At 62.6% G+C, this 15,933-nt stretch carries 23 protein-coding genes; all 23 read left to right on the top strand.

Translation table 11 applies throughout. From position 1 onward, the window contains the following. The first annotated feature begins 4 nt into the window (after positions 1 to 4). The 23 genes from N5B55_RS04745 (at position 5) to N5B55_RS04855 (ending at position 15,862) form a co-directional block, all read left to right on the top strand. Positions 5 to 1,060: a metallophosphoesterase family protein gene (locus N5B55_RS04745; protein WP_304539298.1), complete on the top strand. Its 1,056-nt coding sequence runs from the start codon at positions 5 to 7 to the stop codon at positions 1,058 to 1,060. A gap of 8 nt (positions 1,061 to 1,068) precedes the next feature. Further along, positions 1,069 to 1,446 carry a hypothetical protein gene (locus tag N5B55_RS04750; RefSeq protein ID WP_304539299.1) on the top strand — a complete coding sequence of 126 codons (378 nt, stop codon included), beginning with the start codon at positions 1,069 to 1,071 and terminating at the stop codon, positions 1,444 to 1,446. Beyond that, positions 1,446 to 3,389 (top strand): AAA family ATPase, encoded by a 1,944-nt coding sequence (locus N5B55_RS04755; RefSeq protein ID WP_304539300.1) that lies wholly within the window; start codon positions 1,446 to 1,448, stop codon positions 3,387 to 3,389. The genes N5B55_RS04750 and N5B55_RS04755 overlap by 1 nt, the downstream gene beginning before the upstream one ends. A gap of 34 nt (positions 3,390 to 3,423) precedes the next feature. Continuing rightward, the gene (locus N5B55_RS04760) at positions 3,424 to 4,071 is read left to right on the top strand and encodes a hypothetical protein (protein WP_304539301.1); all 648 of its coding nucleotides are present in this window, start codon (positions 3,424 to 3,426) and stop codon (positions 4,069 to 4,071) included. Continuing rightward, entirely contained in the window at positions 4,071 to 4,262 is a 192-nt protein-coding gene (locus N5B55_RS04765; RefSeq protein ID WP_304539302.1) for a hypothetical protein, read from the top strand. Before N5B55_RS04760 ends, N5B55_RS04765 begins: the two co-directional genes overlap by 1 nt. 10 nt (positions 4,263 to 4,272) lie before the next feature. After that, complete coding sequence (locus N5B55_RS04770; protein ID WP_304539303.1) at positions 4,273 to 4,851, top strand: hypothetical protein; 579 nt, start codon at positions 4,273 to 4,275, stop codon at positions 4,849 to 4,851. 80 nt (positions 4,852 to 4,931) lie between these two features. Then, positions 4,932 to 5,405, top strand: a complete 474-nt coding sequence (locus N5B55_RS04775; protein ID WP_304539304.1) for a hypothetical protein — start codon at positions 4,932 to 4,934, stop codon at positions 5,403 to 5,405. 76 nt (positions 5,406 to 5,481) lie between these two features. After that, entirely contained in the window at positions 5,482 to 7,806 is a 2,325-nt protein-coding gene (locus N5B55_RS04780) for a ribonucleoside-diphosphate reductase subunit alpha (RefSeq protein WP_304539305.1), read from the top strand. A 56-nt stretch (positions 7,807 to 7,862) separates the two neighbouring features. Beyond that, positions 7,863 to 8,126, top strand: coding sequence for a hypothetical protein (locus N5B55_RS04785; RefSeq protein ID WP_304539306.1), 264 nt, complete (start codon positions 7,863 to 7,865; stop codon positions 8,124 to 8,126). Then, complete coding sequence (locus N5B55_RS04790; RefSeq protein ID WP_304539307.1) at positions 8,123 to 9,130, top strand: ribonucleotide-diphosphate reductase subunit beta; 1,008 nt, start codon at positions 8,123 to 8,125, stop codon at positions 9,128 to 9,130. Before N5B55_RS04785 ends, N5B55_RS04790 begins: the two co-directional genes overlap by 4 nt. Positions 9,131 to 9,232: 102 nt before the next feature. Beyond that, positions 9,233 to 9,832 carry a hypothetical protein gene (locus N5B55_RS04795; RefSeq protein WP_304539308.1) on the top strand — a complete coding sequence of 200 codons (600 nt, stop codon included), beginning with the start codon at positions 9,233 to 9,235 and terminating at the stop codon, positions 9,830 to 9,832. Between the two features lie 206 nt (positions 9,833 to 10,038). Beyond that, on the top strand, positions 10,039 to 10,875 hold the full coding sequence (locus tag N5B55_RS04800; RefSeq protein WP_304539309.1) for an FAD-dependent thymidylate synthase: 837 nt from the start codon (positions 10,039 to 10,041) through the stop codon (positions 10,873 to 10,875). Between the two features lie 47 nt (positions 10,876 to 10,922). Beyond that, entirely contained in the window at positions 10,923 to 11,189 is a 267-nt protein-coding gene (locus N5B55_RS04805) for a hypothetical protein (protein ID WP_304539310.1), read from the top strand. Positions 11,190 to 11,221: 32 nt separating this feature from the next. Then, on the top strand, positions 11,222 to 11,896 hold the full coding sequence (locus N5B55_RS04810; protein ID WP_304539311.1) for a hypothetical protein: 675 nt from the start codon (positions 11,222 to 11,224) through the stop codon (positions 11,894 to 11,896). After that, positions 11,896 to 12,528: an AAA family ATPase gene (locus tag N5B55_RS04815; RefSeq protein ID WP_304539312.1), complete on the top strand. Its 633-nt coding sequence runs from the start codon at positions 11,896 to 11,898 to the stop codon at positions 12,526 to 12,528. Before N5B55_RS04810 ends, N5B55_RS04815 begins: the two co-directional genes overlap by 1 nt. A 149-nt stretch (positions 12,529 to 12,677) precedes the next feature. Further along, complete coding sequence (locus N5B55_RS04820) at positions 12,678 to 13,085, top strand: hypothetical protein (protein WP_304539313.1); 408 nt, start codon at positions 12,678 to 12,680, stop codon at positions 13,083 to 13,085. 4 nt (positions 13,086 to 13,089) lie between these two features. Beyond that, positions 13,090 to 13,263, top strand: a complete 174-nt coding sequence (locus tag N5B55_RS04825) for a hypothetical protein (protein WP_304539314.1) — start codon at positions 13,090 to 13,092, stop codon at positions 13,261 to 13,263. Between the two features lie 19 nt (positions 13,264 to 13,282). Next, entirely contained in the window at positions 13,283 to 13,786 is a 504-nt protein-coding gene (locus tag N5B55_RS04830; protein ID WP_304539315.1) for a hypothetical protein, read from the top strand. Between the two features lie 25 nt (positions 13,787 to 13,811). Next, positions 13,812 to 14,117: a hypothetical protein gene (locus tag N5B55_RS04835; RefSeq protein WP_304539316.1), complete on the top strand. Its 306-nt coding sequence runs from the start codon at positions 13,812 to 13,814 to the stop codon at positions 14,115 to 14,117. Next, on the top strand, positions 14,117 to 14,452 hold the full coding sequence (locus tag N5B55_RS04840; RefSeq protein WP_304539317.1) for a hypothetical protein: 336 nt from the start codon (positions 14,117 to 14,119) through the stop codon (positions 14,450 to 14,452). The genes N5B55_RS04835 and N5B55_RS04840 overlap by 1 nt, the downstream gene beginning before the upstream one ends. Before the next feature lie 60 nt (positions 14,453 to 14,512). Then, positions 14,513 to 14,824 carry a hypothetical protein gene (locus N5B55_RS04845; RefSeq protein ID WP_304539318.1) on the top strand — a complete coding sequence of 104 codons (312 nt, stop codon included), beginning with the start codon at positions 14,513 to 14,515 and terminating at the stop codon, positions 14,822 to 14,824. Positions 14,825 to 14,826: 2 nt separating this feature from the next. Then, positions 14,827 to 15,027, top strand: coding sequence for a hypothetical protein (locus N5B55_RS04850; RefSeq protein ID WP_304539319.1), 201 nt, complete (start codon positions 14,827 to 14,829; stop codon positions 15,025 to 15,027). Between the two features lie 10 nt (positions 15,028 to 15,037). Beyond that, complete coding sequence (locus tag N5B55_RS04855; protein ID WP_304539320.1) at positions 15,038 to 15,862, top strand: SPFH domain-containing protein; 825 nt, start codon at positions 15,038 to 15,040, stop codon at positions 15,860 to 15,862. Positions 15,863 to 15,933 lie beyond the last annotated feature (71 nt).

Below are 15,933 nucleotides of genomic sequence, written 5' to 3' on the forward strand. Positions count from 1 at the left end.
ACCCATGAAGCCATACGGCATCATCAGCGACACGCATCACCATCCCTGGTCCGCGTTCTCGACCGTTCTGCCGTCCGGCGTGAACAGCCGGCTCCAGCAAACGCTGGACGAGACCAAGCGCTGCGCAGAGGAAGTGCGCAAAGCCGGCGGCAACTACATCGCCCACGCCGGCGACCTGTTCCATGTGCGCGGCTCGATCGCGCCGAGCGTCCTGAACCCGACGCTGGACTGCTACGGCGAAATCATCAAGAGCGGCATCAACATCGTCATCCTGGCCGGCAACCACGACCTCGAGGGCAAGGAAGCGCTGCGCGTGTCGAGCGCCATCACTGCGCTGGAAGGGGTGGGGTGCAAGGTGATCAACAGCTGGGAGGCGGGCCTCGCCGCGACCGACCACGTGGCCATGATCCCCTGGAACCCCTCCATCGAAGGTTTGAAGAAGCAGATCGAGGACATTGACCCCGCTGACCGCGCTGGCTGTGACCTGATCCTGCACGCGCCGGTCGACGGCGTGATCCCCGGTCTGCCTGACCACGGTCTGAGCGCCGAATACCTGGCCAAGCTGGGCTTTCGCCGCGTCTTCGCTGGGCACTACCACCACCACAAGGAGTTCGAGGGTGGCGTCTACAGCGTCGGCAGCCTGACGCCGCAGACGTGGAGCGATGTGGGCAAGAAGTCCGGTTTCCTGATCGTCTACGAGGACCGCGTGCGCTGGATGAAGTCGCACGCCCCCGAGTTCGTGGAGATCGACAGCACGACCGACCCTGCCGACATTCCCATGCTGGTGGACGGCAACTACGTGAAGGCGACCATTCGCACCGCCAACGTTGCGGAAGTGGAGTCGCTGCGTGCTTACCTGATCGACAGCGGCGCACAGGGCGTGGTGCTGAACGTGCAGAAGGACGCCACCGCACCGACCCGTAGCGGCGCAGTGATCCGCTCCGGCGTGACGCTGGACCAGAGCGTGCAGGACTACATCGCTGCCAGTTCGCTCCCCGACGCGGCCGCCGTCGCAAAGGCGTGTCAGGACGTGCTCACCACCGTGCGGAGCGTGTCGTGAGCGCGGAGATGAGCCCGATCGAGCAGGAGCGTTTCGCTCGGGCCAATCGCAAGCTCGCGGAGGAAAAGATCCGCGAGGAGATCCGCAATGCGGTGCGCGCCGCGCTGACGAAGGAGGGCCTGAACGGCGCCGAAATCAAGCAGGCGATCAGCGAAACCATCAAGGAGATGGTGGACAAGCGCGCAAAGATCGCCCTGCGTGATCCGGTCTTTGTGAAGCGCATGGATGAGGTCATCGAGCGCCACATCAAGGAAGCGTTTGGCGGGATGGATGTAGGCAAAGCGATCAAGGATCTGCTGATCGAGCAGGCCCGCGCAGCCGCGACAAAGTTTGTCCACGAGCGCGTGCTTATCAACGTGCGCGACCAAGAATTCGGGAGCTTTTAATGGACTTCAAGACACTGCACATTCGCAACTTCCTCACCGTCGGGGAAGCCAAGCTGGAGCTGGACAATCGCGGCCTGCTGCTGATCCAGGGCGTGAACAACGACGACCCGTCGGCATCGAGCAATGGCGCCGGCAAGTCGTCCATTGTCGACGCGCTGTGTTGGGCGCTCTACGGCGTAACGGCGCGCGACGTGACGGGCGATGCCGTGATCAACGAGACGGCCGGCAAGGACTGCCGCGTGACGGTCGTGATCGAGGACGGCGCCGACACCTACGAAATCACACGTGGGCGCAAGGACAAGGCGATCAAGAACGCCCTGATCGTCAAGAACCTGACCACTGGCGTGGACCTCTCGAAGGGCACGGACAAAGAGACGCAGGAGGTGGTGAACACCATCATGGGCTGCTCGCTGGACGTGTTCTGCGCGGCCGTCTACGCGGGGCAGGAGAAGATGCCGGACCTGCCTGGCATGACCGACAAGCAGTTGAAGCTCCTGATCGAGGAGGCTGCCGGCGTGGAGGTGCTGTCTGACGCCTACACGGAAGCTCGTGCTCGTGCGACAGCCGCAGACAACCTTTTCAAGATCGCCAGTTCGGCAGTGAGCGCCCGCAAGGCGCATCTGGCCAACTGCGAGACCGAGCTGGCGAACGCCGAAAGCTCCAAGACCGTCTTCGAGAACGAACGCAAGGACCGCGCACGCGCGGAGCTGGAGAAGGTCAAGCCGATCGAGGCGGAACTTGAGCGGCTCAAGGCGCTGCTCGATGGCCATGCGCCCCGCGCAGACGTAGAGGCGGGGATCGCCGAAGTCGACAAGAGCTTGGCGGCGCTCAAGGCCGAGCAGGATCAGCTCATCGCCCTGAACGCAGCGGCCACGACCGCGCAGACGGCGCTCACGCGCAAGAGCGCCGAGTTCACGGCGGGGAAGCGGCGCCTGGATCAGGCCACCGCAGCGCTGGCGGACATTGAGTCGCAAGTGGGCAAGCCGTGCGGCGAGTGCGGCAAGCCGTATTGCGAGCACGATCTGGAGACGGCCAAGCAGGCGCGCGCCAAGAGCATCGAGGAAATCAAGCGCGAACTGCTGCCGGTGGCGGCCGAAGTGCGCGCCTTGCAGGAGGCCGCGAAACAGCGCGCAGACGAAGCCGAAGCGTTCAAGCGGTCGATGACCGACCCGAGCGCACTGGCTGCGAAGCGACGCGATCTGACAACCGTCCTGGGCGCGATCGACTCGACGGCGCGCGGTATCGAGAGCAAAGAAGCCGAGCGCCAGCGCATTCGTGACGCGGCGAAGGCTCACCTGACCGCGCCGAACCCCTGGGACAAGATCGTCTCGGATCGGCGTGACGCCCGCCAGCACTACGAGAACCTGCTGAAGAAGGAAGAGGAGGAGTTGGTCCAGGCAGAGAAGGCGAAGGCGATCGCCGACTCGGTGGTGCAGGTGTTCGGCCCCGCCGGCGTGCGTGCGCACATCCTGGACACGGTGACGCCGTTCCTGAACGACCAGACTGCCGACTACCTGGGCGTCCTGTCCGACGGCGTGCTGCACGCCACCTGGAACACGCTGGCCAAGACGGCGAAGGGCGACCTCAAGGAGAAGTTCAACATCGAAGTCACCAACGACAAGGGCGGCAAGAGCTTCGCCGGCCAGTCGGGCGGTCAGAAGCGCAAGGTCCGTCTGGCGACGGCGATGGCGCTGCAAGACATGGTGGCCAGCCGCGCGTCCAAGCCGATCAACCTGTTCGTGGCCGACGAAGTGGACCACGCGCTCGATGAAGCCGGCCTGGAGCGCCTGATGACGGTCATGGAGCGCAAGGCGCGTGAGCGGGGCACCGTGCTCGTGATCAGCCACAACTCGCTCTCGGACTGGATCGACAACGTGATCGTCGCCGAGCTGAACGGAGGCATCACGACCGTTACAGGGGCAACCGAGCGTGGCGCAGTCTAAGTCTGGGACGCCGCTGGACCTCATCGGTGAACTGATGAACAGCCCTGTCATCAAGCCGATGGTGACGTTTCCGAGCGCCAGGCGAGCGGGCAAGAGCACGTTCGCCGAAGCGATGAAGGATTTTCTCAACACGCCTGGCTACAACAGCGCCGAAGCCAGTGCCGCCGGTGGGCACGACGCCTACATGCGGATCAAGCGCGGCGGAGCCAGGCACACCACTCAAGAGGAGCACATGTCTGACCACAAGCAAGGCGGGCCGGAGCTTGTCACGGCCCTGGAGAAGGACGCCGTTTCTCGCTACGAGGAGGCGTTCGCCGAGAGCCCGAGAGCCTTCGAGTTGCCGGAGCCGATGAAGCTGACCGTGCGCAACGGCAGCGAATACAAGATCAAGCCGTTCATTGGCGGTGAGGAATTCACCCCGGTGCGTGGCTACATCGGCAAGCGCGGCAAGGCCCTGATCGTCTTCAAGCCGGTCGGCGTGGCCGACTTCGAAGAAATGGAGATGGCGGAGAGCGACGCGAAGGCGACGTTCGGCGGCTTCAACCGCTACCTCACGGACACGCTGGGCGAGGTGTTCGAGCGCATCGAGGCGGCCCGCGAGGAGGCGAAGGCGCAGGAGCGCGCGGAAGAAATCAAGTCGAAGGCGGAAACCTACGCCGAACAAGGCTTTGGGAGCTGGTGATGAACGCAATCAAGAACTGGTGGCGCGGCGCGCCCACGTGGCAAAAGCTGTTGAGCGGCTGTGTCGCCTGCATCTGGATCGGCGGCCTGCTCATTTCGCTGGACTGTAAAGGCGGCCTGCTGTTCTCGACCCTCTGCACGGCGATCGTGCTCGGATTCGCCGCACTGATGAACGCAGTAAGTCACTCGTAGGAACCACAAGATGAAACTCAAACTGTTGGGGCTCGACCCCTCGCTGTCCAACTTCGGCATTGCCAAGATGACGCTGGACCTGACGGACATGTCGGTTGACGTGGACGATCTGGTGCTGGTGAAAACCGAGCCCGAGCAGGACAAAAAGAAGAAGAAGGCCGTGCGCCAGAACTCCCTCGACCTGGAGCGTGGCCGCATCCTGCACGACGCGCTGATCGAGCACGCGAAGGGCTTCCAGATTGCGGTGGCTGAAGTCCCGGTCGGGTCGCAGTCGGCGCGCGCTATGGCGTCCTATGGGGTGTGCATCGGCGTGCTCGCTGCGTGTCCCGTGCCGATGATCCAGGTGACGCCCTCCGAAGTGAAGATGGCCGGCTTCGGCGTGAAAACCGCCACGAAGGACGAAATGATCGAGTGGGCGATGCAGACGTATCCGGCCGCGCCCTGGCTCATGCGCAAGGAGAAGGGCAAGTTGCTGCCGATCGCGGCGAACGAGCACTTGGCCGATGCGGTGGCCGCCGTCCACGCCGGCATTCTCACGGACCAGTTCCGCCAAGCCACTGCGCTCATGCGCGGGCTGAAAGCCGCGTAAGCGGTTTTCCTGACCGGTTAAGATAAGTCAGCACTGACAATAATTAACCGGTCAGCAATGCAACGAAAGGGTAAGCAGTCATGGCGAAGTCGCGCCTCCTTGAGCGTGTCAAGGAATACACCTTCACGGATGACTTCCATTTCTTCGGAGAGCGCTCTGCGCGAGAGCAGCGCGAGCTTGAAAGGGCCAAAGTCGCCATCCGCCAGGACACGGCAGATGAGTGCTCGCACTGCCCGCATGCCAAATGGAATGTCGAGAAGCACCACAGGGCGTCCGACCTGATGCTCATTACGCGAGTCAGCGCCCGCTGTGGCGCGGCTCGCTGCGTCGAGGATATTCCCGGCATGCCGGAACCGTTCATGCCCGCTTACCCCGAAACGTGGATCGTAGCGCCGACGCCCACGAAAGAGCCCCGATTGGAAGAGCCGCTGCCTCATGATCCATACGACACGTGGGTCAAAGAAAAGCGGCAGGTCCAAGCCATGATGCAGGATTACCGAGTCCATGTCGCGAGTAAGGACACCCCCAAAACCGCACAGGACGAAGCCTGGTAGCTTCATATAGAGCGACAGTCAAAACTGACTTACACTCCATCCCCCATTTTCACCCACCCACTTTGCAAGGAACGCAATGCAAGTAATCAAGCGAGACGGCAGCAGCGAGCCGTTTGACGCCACGAAGATCGACCGCCTGACGGAATTCGCCACGCGCGGACTGAAGGTGGACGTGGCCGCGCTCAAGCGGGAAACAAAGCTCCTGATTTTCGACGGCATGTCCACGTCGGACATTTTCGACGCACAGGTGAAGGCTGCCGCCGGCCGCATCTCCGTCAACGAGCAGGACGCGACCTTCGTGGCCGCGCGCTTCCTTCTGTCCCGTCTGTATAAGGACGTGACGGGCGGCATCAATTACCCGACGCTGCACGACTACCTGGCCCAGGCGGTTGCCGAGAAGCGGGTCAACCCCGAGCTGATGGACGGCTCCTTTGACCTGACGACCCTGAACCTGATGATCCGCCCCGAGCGCGACCTCCAGTTCACCTACCTGGGTCTCCAAACCGTTGTGGACCGCTACCTGATCCGCCGCCAGGAGCAGGCCGGTGTGGCGGTTGCCCCGATCATCGAGCTGCCGCAGCACTTCTTTATGCGCGTGGCGATGGGTCTCGCGCTGGCCGAGAAGCAGGAAATGCGCACGTTCTGGGCGTGCCAGTTCTACGAGGTGCTGTCCTCGTTCGACTTCATGTCCTCGACGCCCACGCTGTTCAACTCGGGCACGCTCCACTCGCAGCTGTCCTCGTGCTACCTGAACACGGTGGCCGACCAGATCGCGGCCGCGCCCGAAGAGCATCCGTTCGCCTCGATCTACGGCACGATCCAGGAGTGCGCGCTGCTCTCGAAGTTCGCCGGCGGCATTGGCACCGACTGGACCCGCGTGCGCAGCGAGGGCGACCCGATCCGCAGCACCAACGGCAAGTCGAGCGGCATCGTTCCCTACATCAAGGTCTGGAACGACACGGCCGTGGCTGTGAACCAGGGCGGCAAGCGCAACGGCGCCTTTGCAGCCTACCTGGAGAGCTGGCACCCGGACCTGTATGCCTTCTTGGAGCTGAAGAAGAACTCCGGCGACGACCGCCGCCGCGCGCACGACATTTTCCCCGCCAACTGGATTCCTGACCTGCTCATGGAGCGCGTCGAGCAGGGTGGCATGTGGAGCTTCTTCTCGCCGGCCGAATACCCGGAACTGCACGACCTGTTTGGCGACGCCTTCAAGGTGCGCTACGAGACGCTGGAGGCACAGGGCAAGTATCGCTTCCAGGAACCGGCGATCGAGGTCTGGAAGAAGATGCTCGGCTTCCTGTTCGAGACTGGCCACCCCTGGATCACGTTCAAGGACGAGTGCAACCGCCGCAACCCGCAGCAGCACGTTGGGGTGATCCACAACTCGAACCTCTGCACGGAAATCACGCTGAACACGTCGGACGACGAAACGGCGGTGTGCAATCTGGGCTCGATTAACCTGGCGCGCCATGTCGACGCCTCGCACCCGAGCGGCCTGAACGTGGACAAGCTCCAGAACACCGTCACGGTCGCCATGCGGATGCTGGACAACGTGATCGACATTAACTTCTACCCGTCCGAGCGCGCCCGCAATTCCAACCTGCGCCACCGTCCGGTGGGTCTGGGCCTGATGGGCTACGCGGAGTGGCTGGTCGCGCAGGGCGTCGCCTGGGAGTCGACCCAGCACCTGCTCAAGGCTGACCGCATGATGGAAATGGTGTCCTATTTGGCCATCAGCGCATCGGTGCAACTGGCACACGAGCGCGGCGCCTACGAGTCGTTCAAGGGCAGCCTGTGGGATCAGGGCATCCTGCCGATCGACACGGCACGCAAGATCGGCACGCTGCTGCATGGCGAGGCTGAGTCGACCCTGGACTGGGACCGCCTGGCAGCGCTGATCGCCAAGCACGGCATGCGCAACAGCAACTGCATGGCCATCGCCCCGACCGCGACCATCTCCAACATCGTGGGCACGACGCCGACCATCGAGCCGGTGTTCCAGCGCGAATACGAGGAGGGCAACCTGTCCGGCTCGTTCAAGGTGATCGACCCGTGCCTCAAGTATGGGCGGCCTGAGCTGTGCATGGAGTCCTACGACATTGACCAGACGTGGCTTGTGAAAGCGGCCGCGCTGCGTCAGAAGTGGATCGACCAGGCGCAGTCGCTGAACCTGTTCGCGAAGGAGGGCACGAAGGGCCGCCAGCTGTCGGAGCTGTATCAGTTGGCCTGGCGCCTGGGGTGCAAGACGACCTACTACCTGCGCAGCCAGTCTTCCGACCTGGCCAAGCAGCGCGCGAAGTCGGCCAAGAAGGCGGCAGCGAGCGCAGTGGCGGATGCAATGGAGGCAGAAGTGAACCTGTGCTCCATCGACAACCCGGACTGCGAAAGCTGCCAGTAATCAACAGTCAGCATTGACAACAGACGGGGCGCAAGCCCCGTCTTTGGAGACTCACCGTGAGCAACGTCCTTGCCTTTCCCAATCGCCGCGTCGCGCCAGTAGAGCGCCCGATCGCGGACGAGCACGTCGAGACGCCGCCGGCGCCACCAGTCATCGAGTCGCGCGTGCCTATCCCGAAGGTCGCGCTGCCTCTGCCGGTCGTCGAGCGAATGCTCAACGCACTGGCTTTCTACGCCCAGGCTGGGTTCGATCATGGACGTGCCGCTCGCGGCGCCCTGGGCGAATTCAATCCTCAACCTCAACCGCAGGAATCCGCATGACAACCACCGCAGAACGAGTGAACAGCCGCCGCCTCATCGAAGGCCCGTCCGACAAGCTGATGGCAATCTCCCCGCTCAAGCACGCCTGGGCGCGGGACATCCTTCAGGTCATGGAGAACAACACGTGGTTCACGAAGGACGTGGACCTGTCCCGTGACGTGAAGCAATACAAGCAGGGCGTGCTGACGCCGCGCGAGAAGGAAGCGTATGACGGCGCGCTCGCGTTCCTGTCCAACCTGGACGGGTTCCAGCTCCACAACATCACCGAGAACATCGCCAAGCACGTCACGTCGCCGGAAGTGAAGATGTGCCTCGTGCGCCAGGCGTGGGAAGAAGCGCTGCACGTCGAAGCCTACTCGACGCTCGCAGAAGCGATTTGCGCTGACCCGATGGAGGTCTACATGCGCTTTGAGCGCGACGGTGTGCTCGCGGCCAAGAACGAGCACGTGCTGCGCCAGAACGCGATCCTGGATCAGGACTACAGCCCGCGCACCTTCGCGCTGGCCACGGTCACGAACGTGGCTCTCGAGGGCATCTACTTCTTCGCGGGCTTCCTGATCTTCTACACGCTGGCCAAGAACGGGAAGATGCTCGGCTCGGCCGACATGATCGCCTACATCCAGCGCGACGAAGAGGGCACCCACCTGGAACTGTTCAAGCACATGTTCCAGACCCTGCAAGTCGAGAACCCGGAAGTCTTCGACGCCAGCTTCTACGAGGATGCGCGCACCCTGCTGCGCAGCGCCGTCGATCTGGAGACGACCTGGGGCAAGCACCTGATCGGCGGCGGGATTCTCGGCCTGACGGACCCGATTATCGAAGGGTTCGTGCAGTGGCGGGCCAACGAATGCTGCGCGCAGTTGGGCTTCGAGCCGCTGTATCCGGGCGTGAAGAATCCGGTGCCGTGGTTCCAGGACATTTCTCGCGTGAATGGACGCAAGAAGAACTTCTTCGAGAGCAAGGTGACGGACTACGCCGTCGGCGGCGCTCTTGAATGGGAATGATCTTGTTCCCGCTCTAATATAAGTCATGACTGACTATAATTAGATTGTCGAAAGTGATGCACGTCCCCGGTCGAAGTTGACCGGGGCTCAACAGGAGAATCCATGAACAAGTCCAAGACTCGAATCGCCATTCTCAGCGCCGCCATCGTGCTCGCGCTGACCGTCTCTGCCTGCGGCCGCGATGAGCGCGTGGCGCAGATTCCGCAACCCCAGGTCATCCAGCAGGCAGCGCCGGCCGGTCAGGCTCCGGTCGCCGCCGCTGGCCAGCCCGTGATCATCAACAACACCACGCCCGCACAGAGCGGCGGTGGCATCGGCGACATGCTGATGGGTGGCGCGCTGGGCTACATGCTGGGTTCGTCCGGCAATCGCGGCGGCAGCTACGACGGTGGCCACACTGAGCGCCGCGTGACCAACGTGACGAACCACTACCACGTGACGGAAGCGCCCAAAGCTGCCGCTGTCGCGCCGAAGGCCACGCCTGCACCGGCAGCCGCAGCGCCCGCGCCGGCCAAGCCGTCGTATGCGCCGACCTACGCCAACAAGCCGGCCGCTGCACCCACGGTCAGCTACAGCCCGAGCTACGCGAGCAAGTCCAGCAGCTCCAGCTCCAGCAGCTCCAGTTCCTCGTGGAGTCGCCCGAGCACATCGTCCTACTCGTCGATGAGCCGGAGCAGCAGTTTCAGCAGCGGTCGCCGCTGATGGCAGGAGGGCGAGAGCCCTCCCTGACAGAAAAGCCGGTTGGGCACCAGCCGTTTTCTCTGTCAGTGCAGTGTGGAGAGGTCACACACGTTCCTGCGCAGGTAAAGCAGGGTCGGGGCAGCGCGACGGCACGGTAACAGGGTGCGCGGTCGTAGACCAGCCGGTATCGAAGCCGGTCACTGACGCCATTTCGAAAGGGAGATCACATGATTCACGCCAAAGTCATCGAGGACAGCATCGCCGCGCACGGCAAGCGCCTCACCACGCTCCAGCTGGAGTATCCGCGCTTCATCCACGCCGAGTTCATGACGCACCGGGTGTTCAGCCGCAACGCCAGCAGCAGCCGCGCCATCCCGGTCGCCAAGATGATCGAGCAGGTGCGCACGAAGCCCGCCATGCCGATCCATTGGGGCAAGAACCAGCCTGGCATGCAGGCGAAGGAGCAGGTCAGCAACGAAACGGCCACGACGGCGGCGGCCAACTGGGTGCGCGCTGCCGTCGATGCGGCCAATCGTGCCGAAGTCCTGATGGATCTCGGCATTCACAAGCAGGTCGTCAACCGCATCCTCGAGCCGTTCCAGCACATCCACGTGGTTGTGACGGCGACGGAGTGGGAGAACTTCTTCGAACTGCGCGACCACCCGGATGCCCAACCCGAGATTCAGGCGCTGGCCGGCACGATGCGCATTGCGATGGACTGCTCCGAGCCGAACCGCGTCAAGCGCGATCGTGGCGACGCCCGTAACTGGCACTTGCCGTATGTGAGCAACGAGGAGCGCTATGTCCATCGTGACAGCCCTGAGCTGCTGGCCAAGCTGTCGACGGCCCGCTGCGCCCGCGTGTCCTATCTGACCCACGACGGCGCCAATCCCTCGATCGAGAAGGATCTGGAGCTGTTTGACCGCCTGGTCGGCGCTCGCCCGCTGCATGCGTCGCCCACCGAGCACCAAGCCTACCCGCTGCCGCTGGCCGGTCAGTCCTCGAAGAACTTCAAGGGCTGGCGCCAACACCGCGAGTTGATTGAATCCACCTTGCTGGCCTGATTCTGGCCGCTTAACGTAGTAAACCCTGACTATTCAAGGAGTAGGAAATGCTGAAAGCGTTTGGCAAGAAGTCCGTCGATTCCGTTCTGGCTGCCTTCAACCAGACCATCACGGACCTGGAGCTGGTCGGCCAGGAGAGCCTTGCCCAGGCCGAGCGTGCTGACCAAGACCGTATCGAGGCCGAAGCCCGTCGCAACGCGGCCATGACGGAAGCCTCTCGCGCGCATGCCGTCGCCGAGCGCCTGAAGAACCTCGTCGTGTCGGACGCGGCGGGCGGCGTTGGTCTGGGCTTTGGCTTGGCCGCAGCGGACTGAACCTCATTCACAACCGAAAGGAAAACCACCACATGAACTTCAAAGAATACCAACGGCAGGCCGTTCTCACCGAGAGCGTGCCGGCATCCATCAACTTCGGCACGGTCAGCCTGCACGCAGCGCTGTCGCTGGCCATTGCCAACGCGCAGATGATGGATCTGGTCAAGCGCGCCATCTTCTACGGCCAGGCGATCGACAAGGACGCGATGCTCAAGAACCTGTCCTCGCAGCTGCAAGTCCTGGACTTCCTGGGCACGCACACCAACGAAGGCAACCTGGCCGATCCCAACGACAAGGCGCTCTTCGTCGGTGACGCGCTGCCGCCGGCGCTGGCGGGCGCCAAGCTGTCGAACGTGAACGTGCGCCTGCTGCACGCGGCTGTGGGCATCTTCACCGAAGGCGGCGAAGCGCTGGAGGTCATCCTGAAGCAGCTGGAGACCGGCGAGTTCGACCCGGTGAACTGGGGCGAGGAGATCGGTGGCGACGTGTCCTGGTATCAGGCAGTTGGCCACGACGCTGCCGGCACGGACGAAGAAGTGGAGCGCGAGAAGAACATCGCCAAGCTGCGCAAGCGCTACCCCGACAAGTTCAACCACCACGACGCCGTGAACCGCGACCTGGCAGGCGAGCGCGCCATCCTGGAGGGCAAGGTCTTGCCGGGTGGTGGTCTGATCCAGGTGGGCAACCCGGAAACGGTGGCGGCCTGATGATCGGTCTGTGCGGCGCACACCGCACCGGCAAGACGACGCTGGCGCGGGCGGTCGCGGAGAAGCACGAGGACGTGCTTTTCCTCGAAACGCCGGTCAGCGGAATCTGCAAGGAGCTTGGCTTCGATCCGGCGCGCACCCATGACTTCAAGACGCGCCTGGAAGTGCAGGGCGAAATCCTGAAGCGGGTGGACGCCATCTACGCCAAGCACGCGGGAGAGAGAGCCATTACCGACCGAACGCCGCTCGACATGATCGCCTACACGATGGCCGACGCCATTGGCGACCGAGTTGCGCAGGACGATCAAGAGCGCTTTGCCGGCTACGTCCAGCAGTGCATCGACGTGACCAACAAGCGCTTTGGCGTGCTGATCGTGGTGCAGCCAGGCATCCCGCTGGTGGCTGCTGAGGGCAAGGCAGCTCTCAACGCGGCCTACATCGAGCACCTGAGCGCCATCGTCCTGGGCCTGTCGGTCGATGAGCGGGTGAAGCCACTGCACTTCTACCTGCCCCGGTCGATGACCGATCTGGTGGAGCGCGTCGGGGCGGTCGAGTTCGCAATCGGGCGCGCGGAGAAGCGCGCTCAAGAGCAGATCGCGCGGGAGGTGGCCGAAGGCTATCGGTTGATGTGAAGAGCCGATAGGGGACCAGTGACATATAGTCAGTAGTTACTTGTGTCCCCTATCGAGCTTCTATAAGATTCTGTTTGTGCGCAGCGTTGCGCGTGTCAGAAAGAAGGGGTGATTCAGTGCCTGCAACAAAAGTCAACACTGACTTTCATATGCCGACCGTCCAAGAAGAACTCGACCGCAAGACGTTTGAGACGCTGGAGTGGCTGTTCTCGGCAGTGCAGCTTGGAAAGATGACCCCCGACCAGTTTTCAACGGGCGTGGACACGCTGTTCATGGCCGTCAGCGGGCTGCTTGGCAAGGACTTCATTGACCTGATCACGGCGGCCCAGCAGGAATGCAGCGACACGAAGCCACTGATGAAGCGGGTGTTCGTGAAGGGTAACGAGATCCTTGCCGTCGAGTGGCCGGTGGGGACGACCAAGTTGACGGTCAGCAAGCGGGTGAATGGGCTCGCCTGCGGACACGTTGTCAAGGAATGGGACCACACGCGCGGGGCCAAGAATGCGTTCGCGGAGCTGTGTGCGTCGGTCCAAAACAAGGGCTATCAGGAGCTGTGAAAGCATGAAACCCAAAGCCGTTGAAGCGATGACTGTCGCCGTGCGCTCGATCATCTGCCCGCACTGTGAAGCGGAGCAGGAGGGCTGGCTCGCAGACCCGCGCGGTCGTGACCACGTATGCGACCAGTGCGGCCAGGCGTATCACGTGCCGGATGACGTGACCGTCAAGGTGCATTGAGCAAGCGGGAGGCGCTGCTGTGGCATCGACAAAGGAAGAGGCCGTAACGCTGGACTGGTTCGTTGGCAAGGAGTTCGAGCTTTCGGGCGTCCAGGAGAGCCAGGTTCGACACCCTGGCGCCGACGACGCAGCCACGCACTTCACGTTCGTTCTGGACGGACGAGCTTACACAGCGGCGGAAGATCCGAGCGACGGCTACCGGTCGTCTTTGGAACGAGTCTTCCGCTCGCCGGCAGCGAAAGTCACCAACAGGTTCCCGCCTGTCCGAGTGCGCGGCACTTGGTCCGACGACATGGACGGGGCGAGCGGTGAGGTCGTCCAGTTCAAAGATTGCGTGACGGGGCGGGTGGTCATTACGGTTGGCACCCACAACCACGACGACTATTACCCCTGCTTTGTGGGCTCCTTCGCGCCGGACAACATGGTGATCAACCGCTCGGAAGAGGAGCGCCAGTTGGCGTTGCAAGAAGACATGGCCGCCGTCAAGGCGCGAGACGGTCAAGGCGACTGGGGAACGTGGTGATGGCAAACATCTGAAGGAGATAGAAGTGGCAAAGACTGTTGGCAGTTACGAGATTCCGTTCGACAAGGACGGCAACCAGCTGGACTACGCGGGTTACGGGGCCGCCTCGATGATCCCGAACTACGAGTTTGAGGACTTGCTGACCTATCAATCGTGTGGTCGCGGCCGCAGCTCGGTGGGGTTCACGTTTGCCCGTCGTGACGGGCGCACGGTGAACGTCTTCCTGACAGACATGAACAAGTGGATTCCGCAGATGGCCGGCGGCCAGATCGCGGGCAAATTCACGTTCGTCAAGCGCGGCCAGAACTACGGCTGCACGCAGGTGGCGTGATGGCCAGGCTCTTTATCCCGCCGCTGGGCTCTGAGCTGATCCTGGCCGCCGACTGGACTTTCAGCCTGTTTGCGGAGTATCGCAACACGGCCCTGTTCAAGGCGCTGAAGCTCAAAGAGCCGCGCGATAAATATGGCTGCTACGACCCGAATCTGAGCGCGCCAGTGGCGCTGCCGGCGGGCACCACGCTGTTCGTCAGGCGCTACTACATTCGCCAGGGCATGAAGGGCTTCGACAGCGTGACCTTCAGCGCCAAGATTGGAAAGAAGCAGCACCGGTTCTGGGTGAAATTGGAGGACGCTAACCGGATGGAATTCGATTTCGTCGAGCACTAACCCCTGTTTTTTGTTGTCATCATCAAAAAGTCAATACTGACTTAACACAGAGAGAGCACCATGAAAGTCAAGCGCATCGCATCCTACGAAACGACCGACGGCCAACTGTTCACGGACAAGAACGCCGCGAAGCAGCACCAGCGTGAGCTGGACCGCCGCGCCAACCTGGCCAAGCTCGTGTCGGAAACGCTGAAGGACGAAATGATCGCCGGCGAAGTGATCTTCAAACCGGAATCGCTGGCCGACTGGCTGATCGGCAACCAGGAAGCCATCCGCAACCTGCTGCCGCAGCGCAAGCCGAAGGGCGAGGGCCAGCAAGAGCCGGCAGCCGAGCAGGGCGCAGCCAACGACGGTGAACCGGCCGCCGCCTGACCATGATCCTGCGTGCCGTCTTCCTCGCGCTGTTGTTGATGGCATTGATCTACGGGGTGCTGTGGCTCGCCACCTGCACTCCGTTCTTCAAAGACAAAGCGCGCATCCGGCGAATCATTCGTCGGACCTTCCTCACCGCCGCCTCTGCGTGTCTGACCGTGCTCGCAATGGCGTTCCTCATTTCGGTCGACCACATTATGTAAGGACAAACGCATGAAGAAACTCTTCATTGGCCTGGCGATGCTGTTCAGCCTGGCGCTCACCGGCTGCGGGGGCACGATCAACACCGGCAACGTGGGCGTGCGCACCAGCTTCGGCAAGGTGGACCCGCAGGAAGTCCACGAGGGCATCTACGTGGCGATCCTGTCGCACGTGGACGAATACACGGTGAAGGAGACCAGCATCGAGCTGGAGAACCTCCAGCCGCGCGCTCGTGACAACCTGACGCTGAAAGACCTGGACGCCACCGTCTACTACAAGACCAACCCGTCCAAGATCGCCGAGTTCGTCAGCACCCACTCGGGCCAGTCGGCAGTGATGAAGGGCGAGAACTTCGCCCGACCTGGCTACTTCCTTGTCCAGAACATCGCCAAAGGCCAGCTCTCCGATGAGGTCTCCAAGCTGGACAGTCTGACGCTGCACCAGAACCGCCAAAAGCTGGAAGACGCCGTGCGCGCTTCCGTGCAGGCTGAACTGGACAAAGACCCGACTGTGCGCGGCACGTTCGAAGTCACGCGGGTGGTGGTGCGCACCATCATGACCGACCCGACGATCGAGGACGCCATCCGTCAGGCCGTGTCGGCGCAGAAGCAACTCGAGGCGAAGGAGAAGCAGATCGAGATCGCCAAGAAGGATGCCGAGATCGAAAAGACCCGCGCCAGTGGTAAGGCCGCAGCCAACGCAGCCTTGAACCAGACACTGACGAAGGACTACCTCCAGCACGAATACAACGAGGCTCTGCTGGCATGCGCCCAACGCGCCGGCTGCACGATGATCGTTGGCAGTGCAGGGAACACGCTGCTGAATGTCGGGAAGTAGCACGCTCCCGCTGTAAGCCCTGATCTGACCTTTTATCATTGACCGGTAGTCAGCAATGACTATCGGTCAAG

Source organism: Ralstonia pickettii (genome assembly GCF_030582395.1).
In the GTDB taxonomy this organism is placed as follows: Bacteria; Pseudomonadota; Gammaproteobacteria; order Burkholderiales; family Burkholderiaceae; genus Ralstonia; species Ralstonia pickettii_D.

Bases quoted from the DNA above. Each gene is read 5' to 3' on its own strand.
- N5B55_RS04800 (WP_304539309.1), top strand. From the start codon at position 10,039: ATGATTCACGCCAAAGTCATCGAGGACAGCATCGCCGCGCACGGCAAG.
- N5B55_RS04805 (WP_304539310.1), top strand. From the start codon at position 10,923: ATGCTGAAAGCGTTTGGCAAGAAGTCCGTCGATTCCGTTCTGGCTGCC.
- N5B55_RS04760 (WP_304539301.1), top strand. From the start codon at position 3,424: ATGAACAGCCCTGTCATCAAGCCGATGGTGACGTTTCCGAGCGCCAGG.
- N5B55_RS04745 (WP_304539298.1), top strand. From the start codon at position 5: ATGAAGCCATACGGCATCATCAGCGACACGCATCACCATCCCTGGTCC.
- N5B55_RS04765 (WP_304539302.1), top strand. From the start codon at position 4,071: ATGAACGCAATCAAGAACTGGTGGCGCGGCGCGCCCACGTGGCAAAAG.
- N5B55_RS04810 (WP_304539311.1), top strand. From the start codon at position 11,222: ATGAACTTCAAAGAATACCAACGGCAGGCCGTTCTCACCGAGAGCGTG.
- N5B55_RS04775 (WP_304539304.1), top strand. From the start codon at position 4,932: ATGGCGAAGTCGCGCCTCCTTGAGCGTGTCAAGGAATACACCTTCACG.
- N5B55_RS04770 (WP_304539303.1), top strand. From the start codon at position 4,273: ATGAAACTCAAACTGTTGGGGCTCGACCCCTCGCTGTCCAACTTCGGC.
- N5B55_RS04755 (WP_304539300.1), top strand. From the start codon at position 1,446: ATGGACTTCAAGACACTGCACATTCGCAACTTCCTCACCGTCGGGGAA.
- N5B55_RS04795 (WP_304539308.1), top strand. From the start codon at position 9,233: ATGAACAAGTCCAAGACTCGAATCGCCATTCTCAGCGCCGCCATCGTG.
- N5B55_RS04840 (WP_304539317.1), top strand. From the start codon at position 14,117: ATGGCCAGGCTCTTTATCCCGCCGCTGGGCTCTGAGCTGATCCTGGCC.
- N5B55_RS04780 (WP_304539305.1), top strand. From the start codon at position 5,482: ATGCAAGTAATCAAGCGAGACGGCAGCAGCGAGCCGTTTGACGCCACG.
- N5B55_RS04850 (WP_304539319.1), top strand. From the start codon at position 14,827: ATGATCCTGCGTGCCGTCTTCCTCGCGCTGTTGTTGATGGCATTGATC.
- N5B55_RS04790 (WP_304539307.1), top strand. From the start codon at position 8,123: ATGACAACCACCGCAGAACGAGTGAACAGCCGCCGCCTCATCGAAGGC.
- N5B55_RS04855 (WP_304539320.1), top strand. From the start codon at position 15,038: ATGAAGAAACTCTTCATTGGCCTGGCGATGCTGTTCAGCCTGGCGCTC.
- N5B55_RS04750 (WP_304539299.1), top strand. From the start codon at position 1,069: ATGAGCCCGATCGAGCAGGAGCGTTTCGCTCGGGCCAATCGCAAGCTC.
- N5B55_RS04845 (WP_304539318.1), top strand. From the start codon at position 14,513: ATGAAAGTCAAGCGCATCGCATCCTACGAAACGACCGACGGCCAACTG.
- N5B55_RS04820 (WP_304539313.1), top strand. From the start codon at position 12,678: ATGCCGACCGTCCAAGAAGAACTCGACCGCAAGACGTTTGAGACGCTG.
- N5B55_RS04825 (WP_304539314.1), top strand. From the start codon at position 13,090: ATGAAACCCAAAGCCGTTGAAGCGATGACTGTCGCCGTGCGCTCGATC.
- N5B55_RS04815 (WP_304539312.1), top strand. From the start codon at position 11,896: ATGATCGGTCTGTGCGGCGCACACCGCACCGGCAAGACGACGCTGGCG.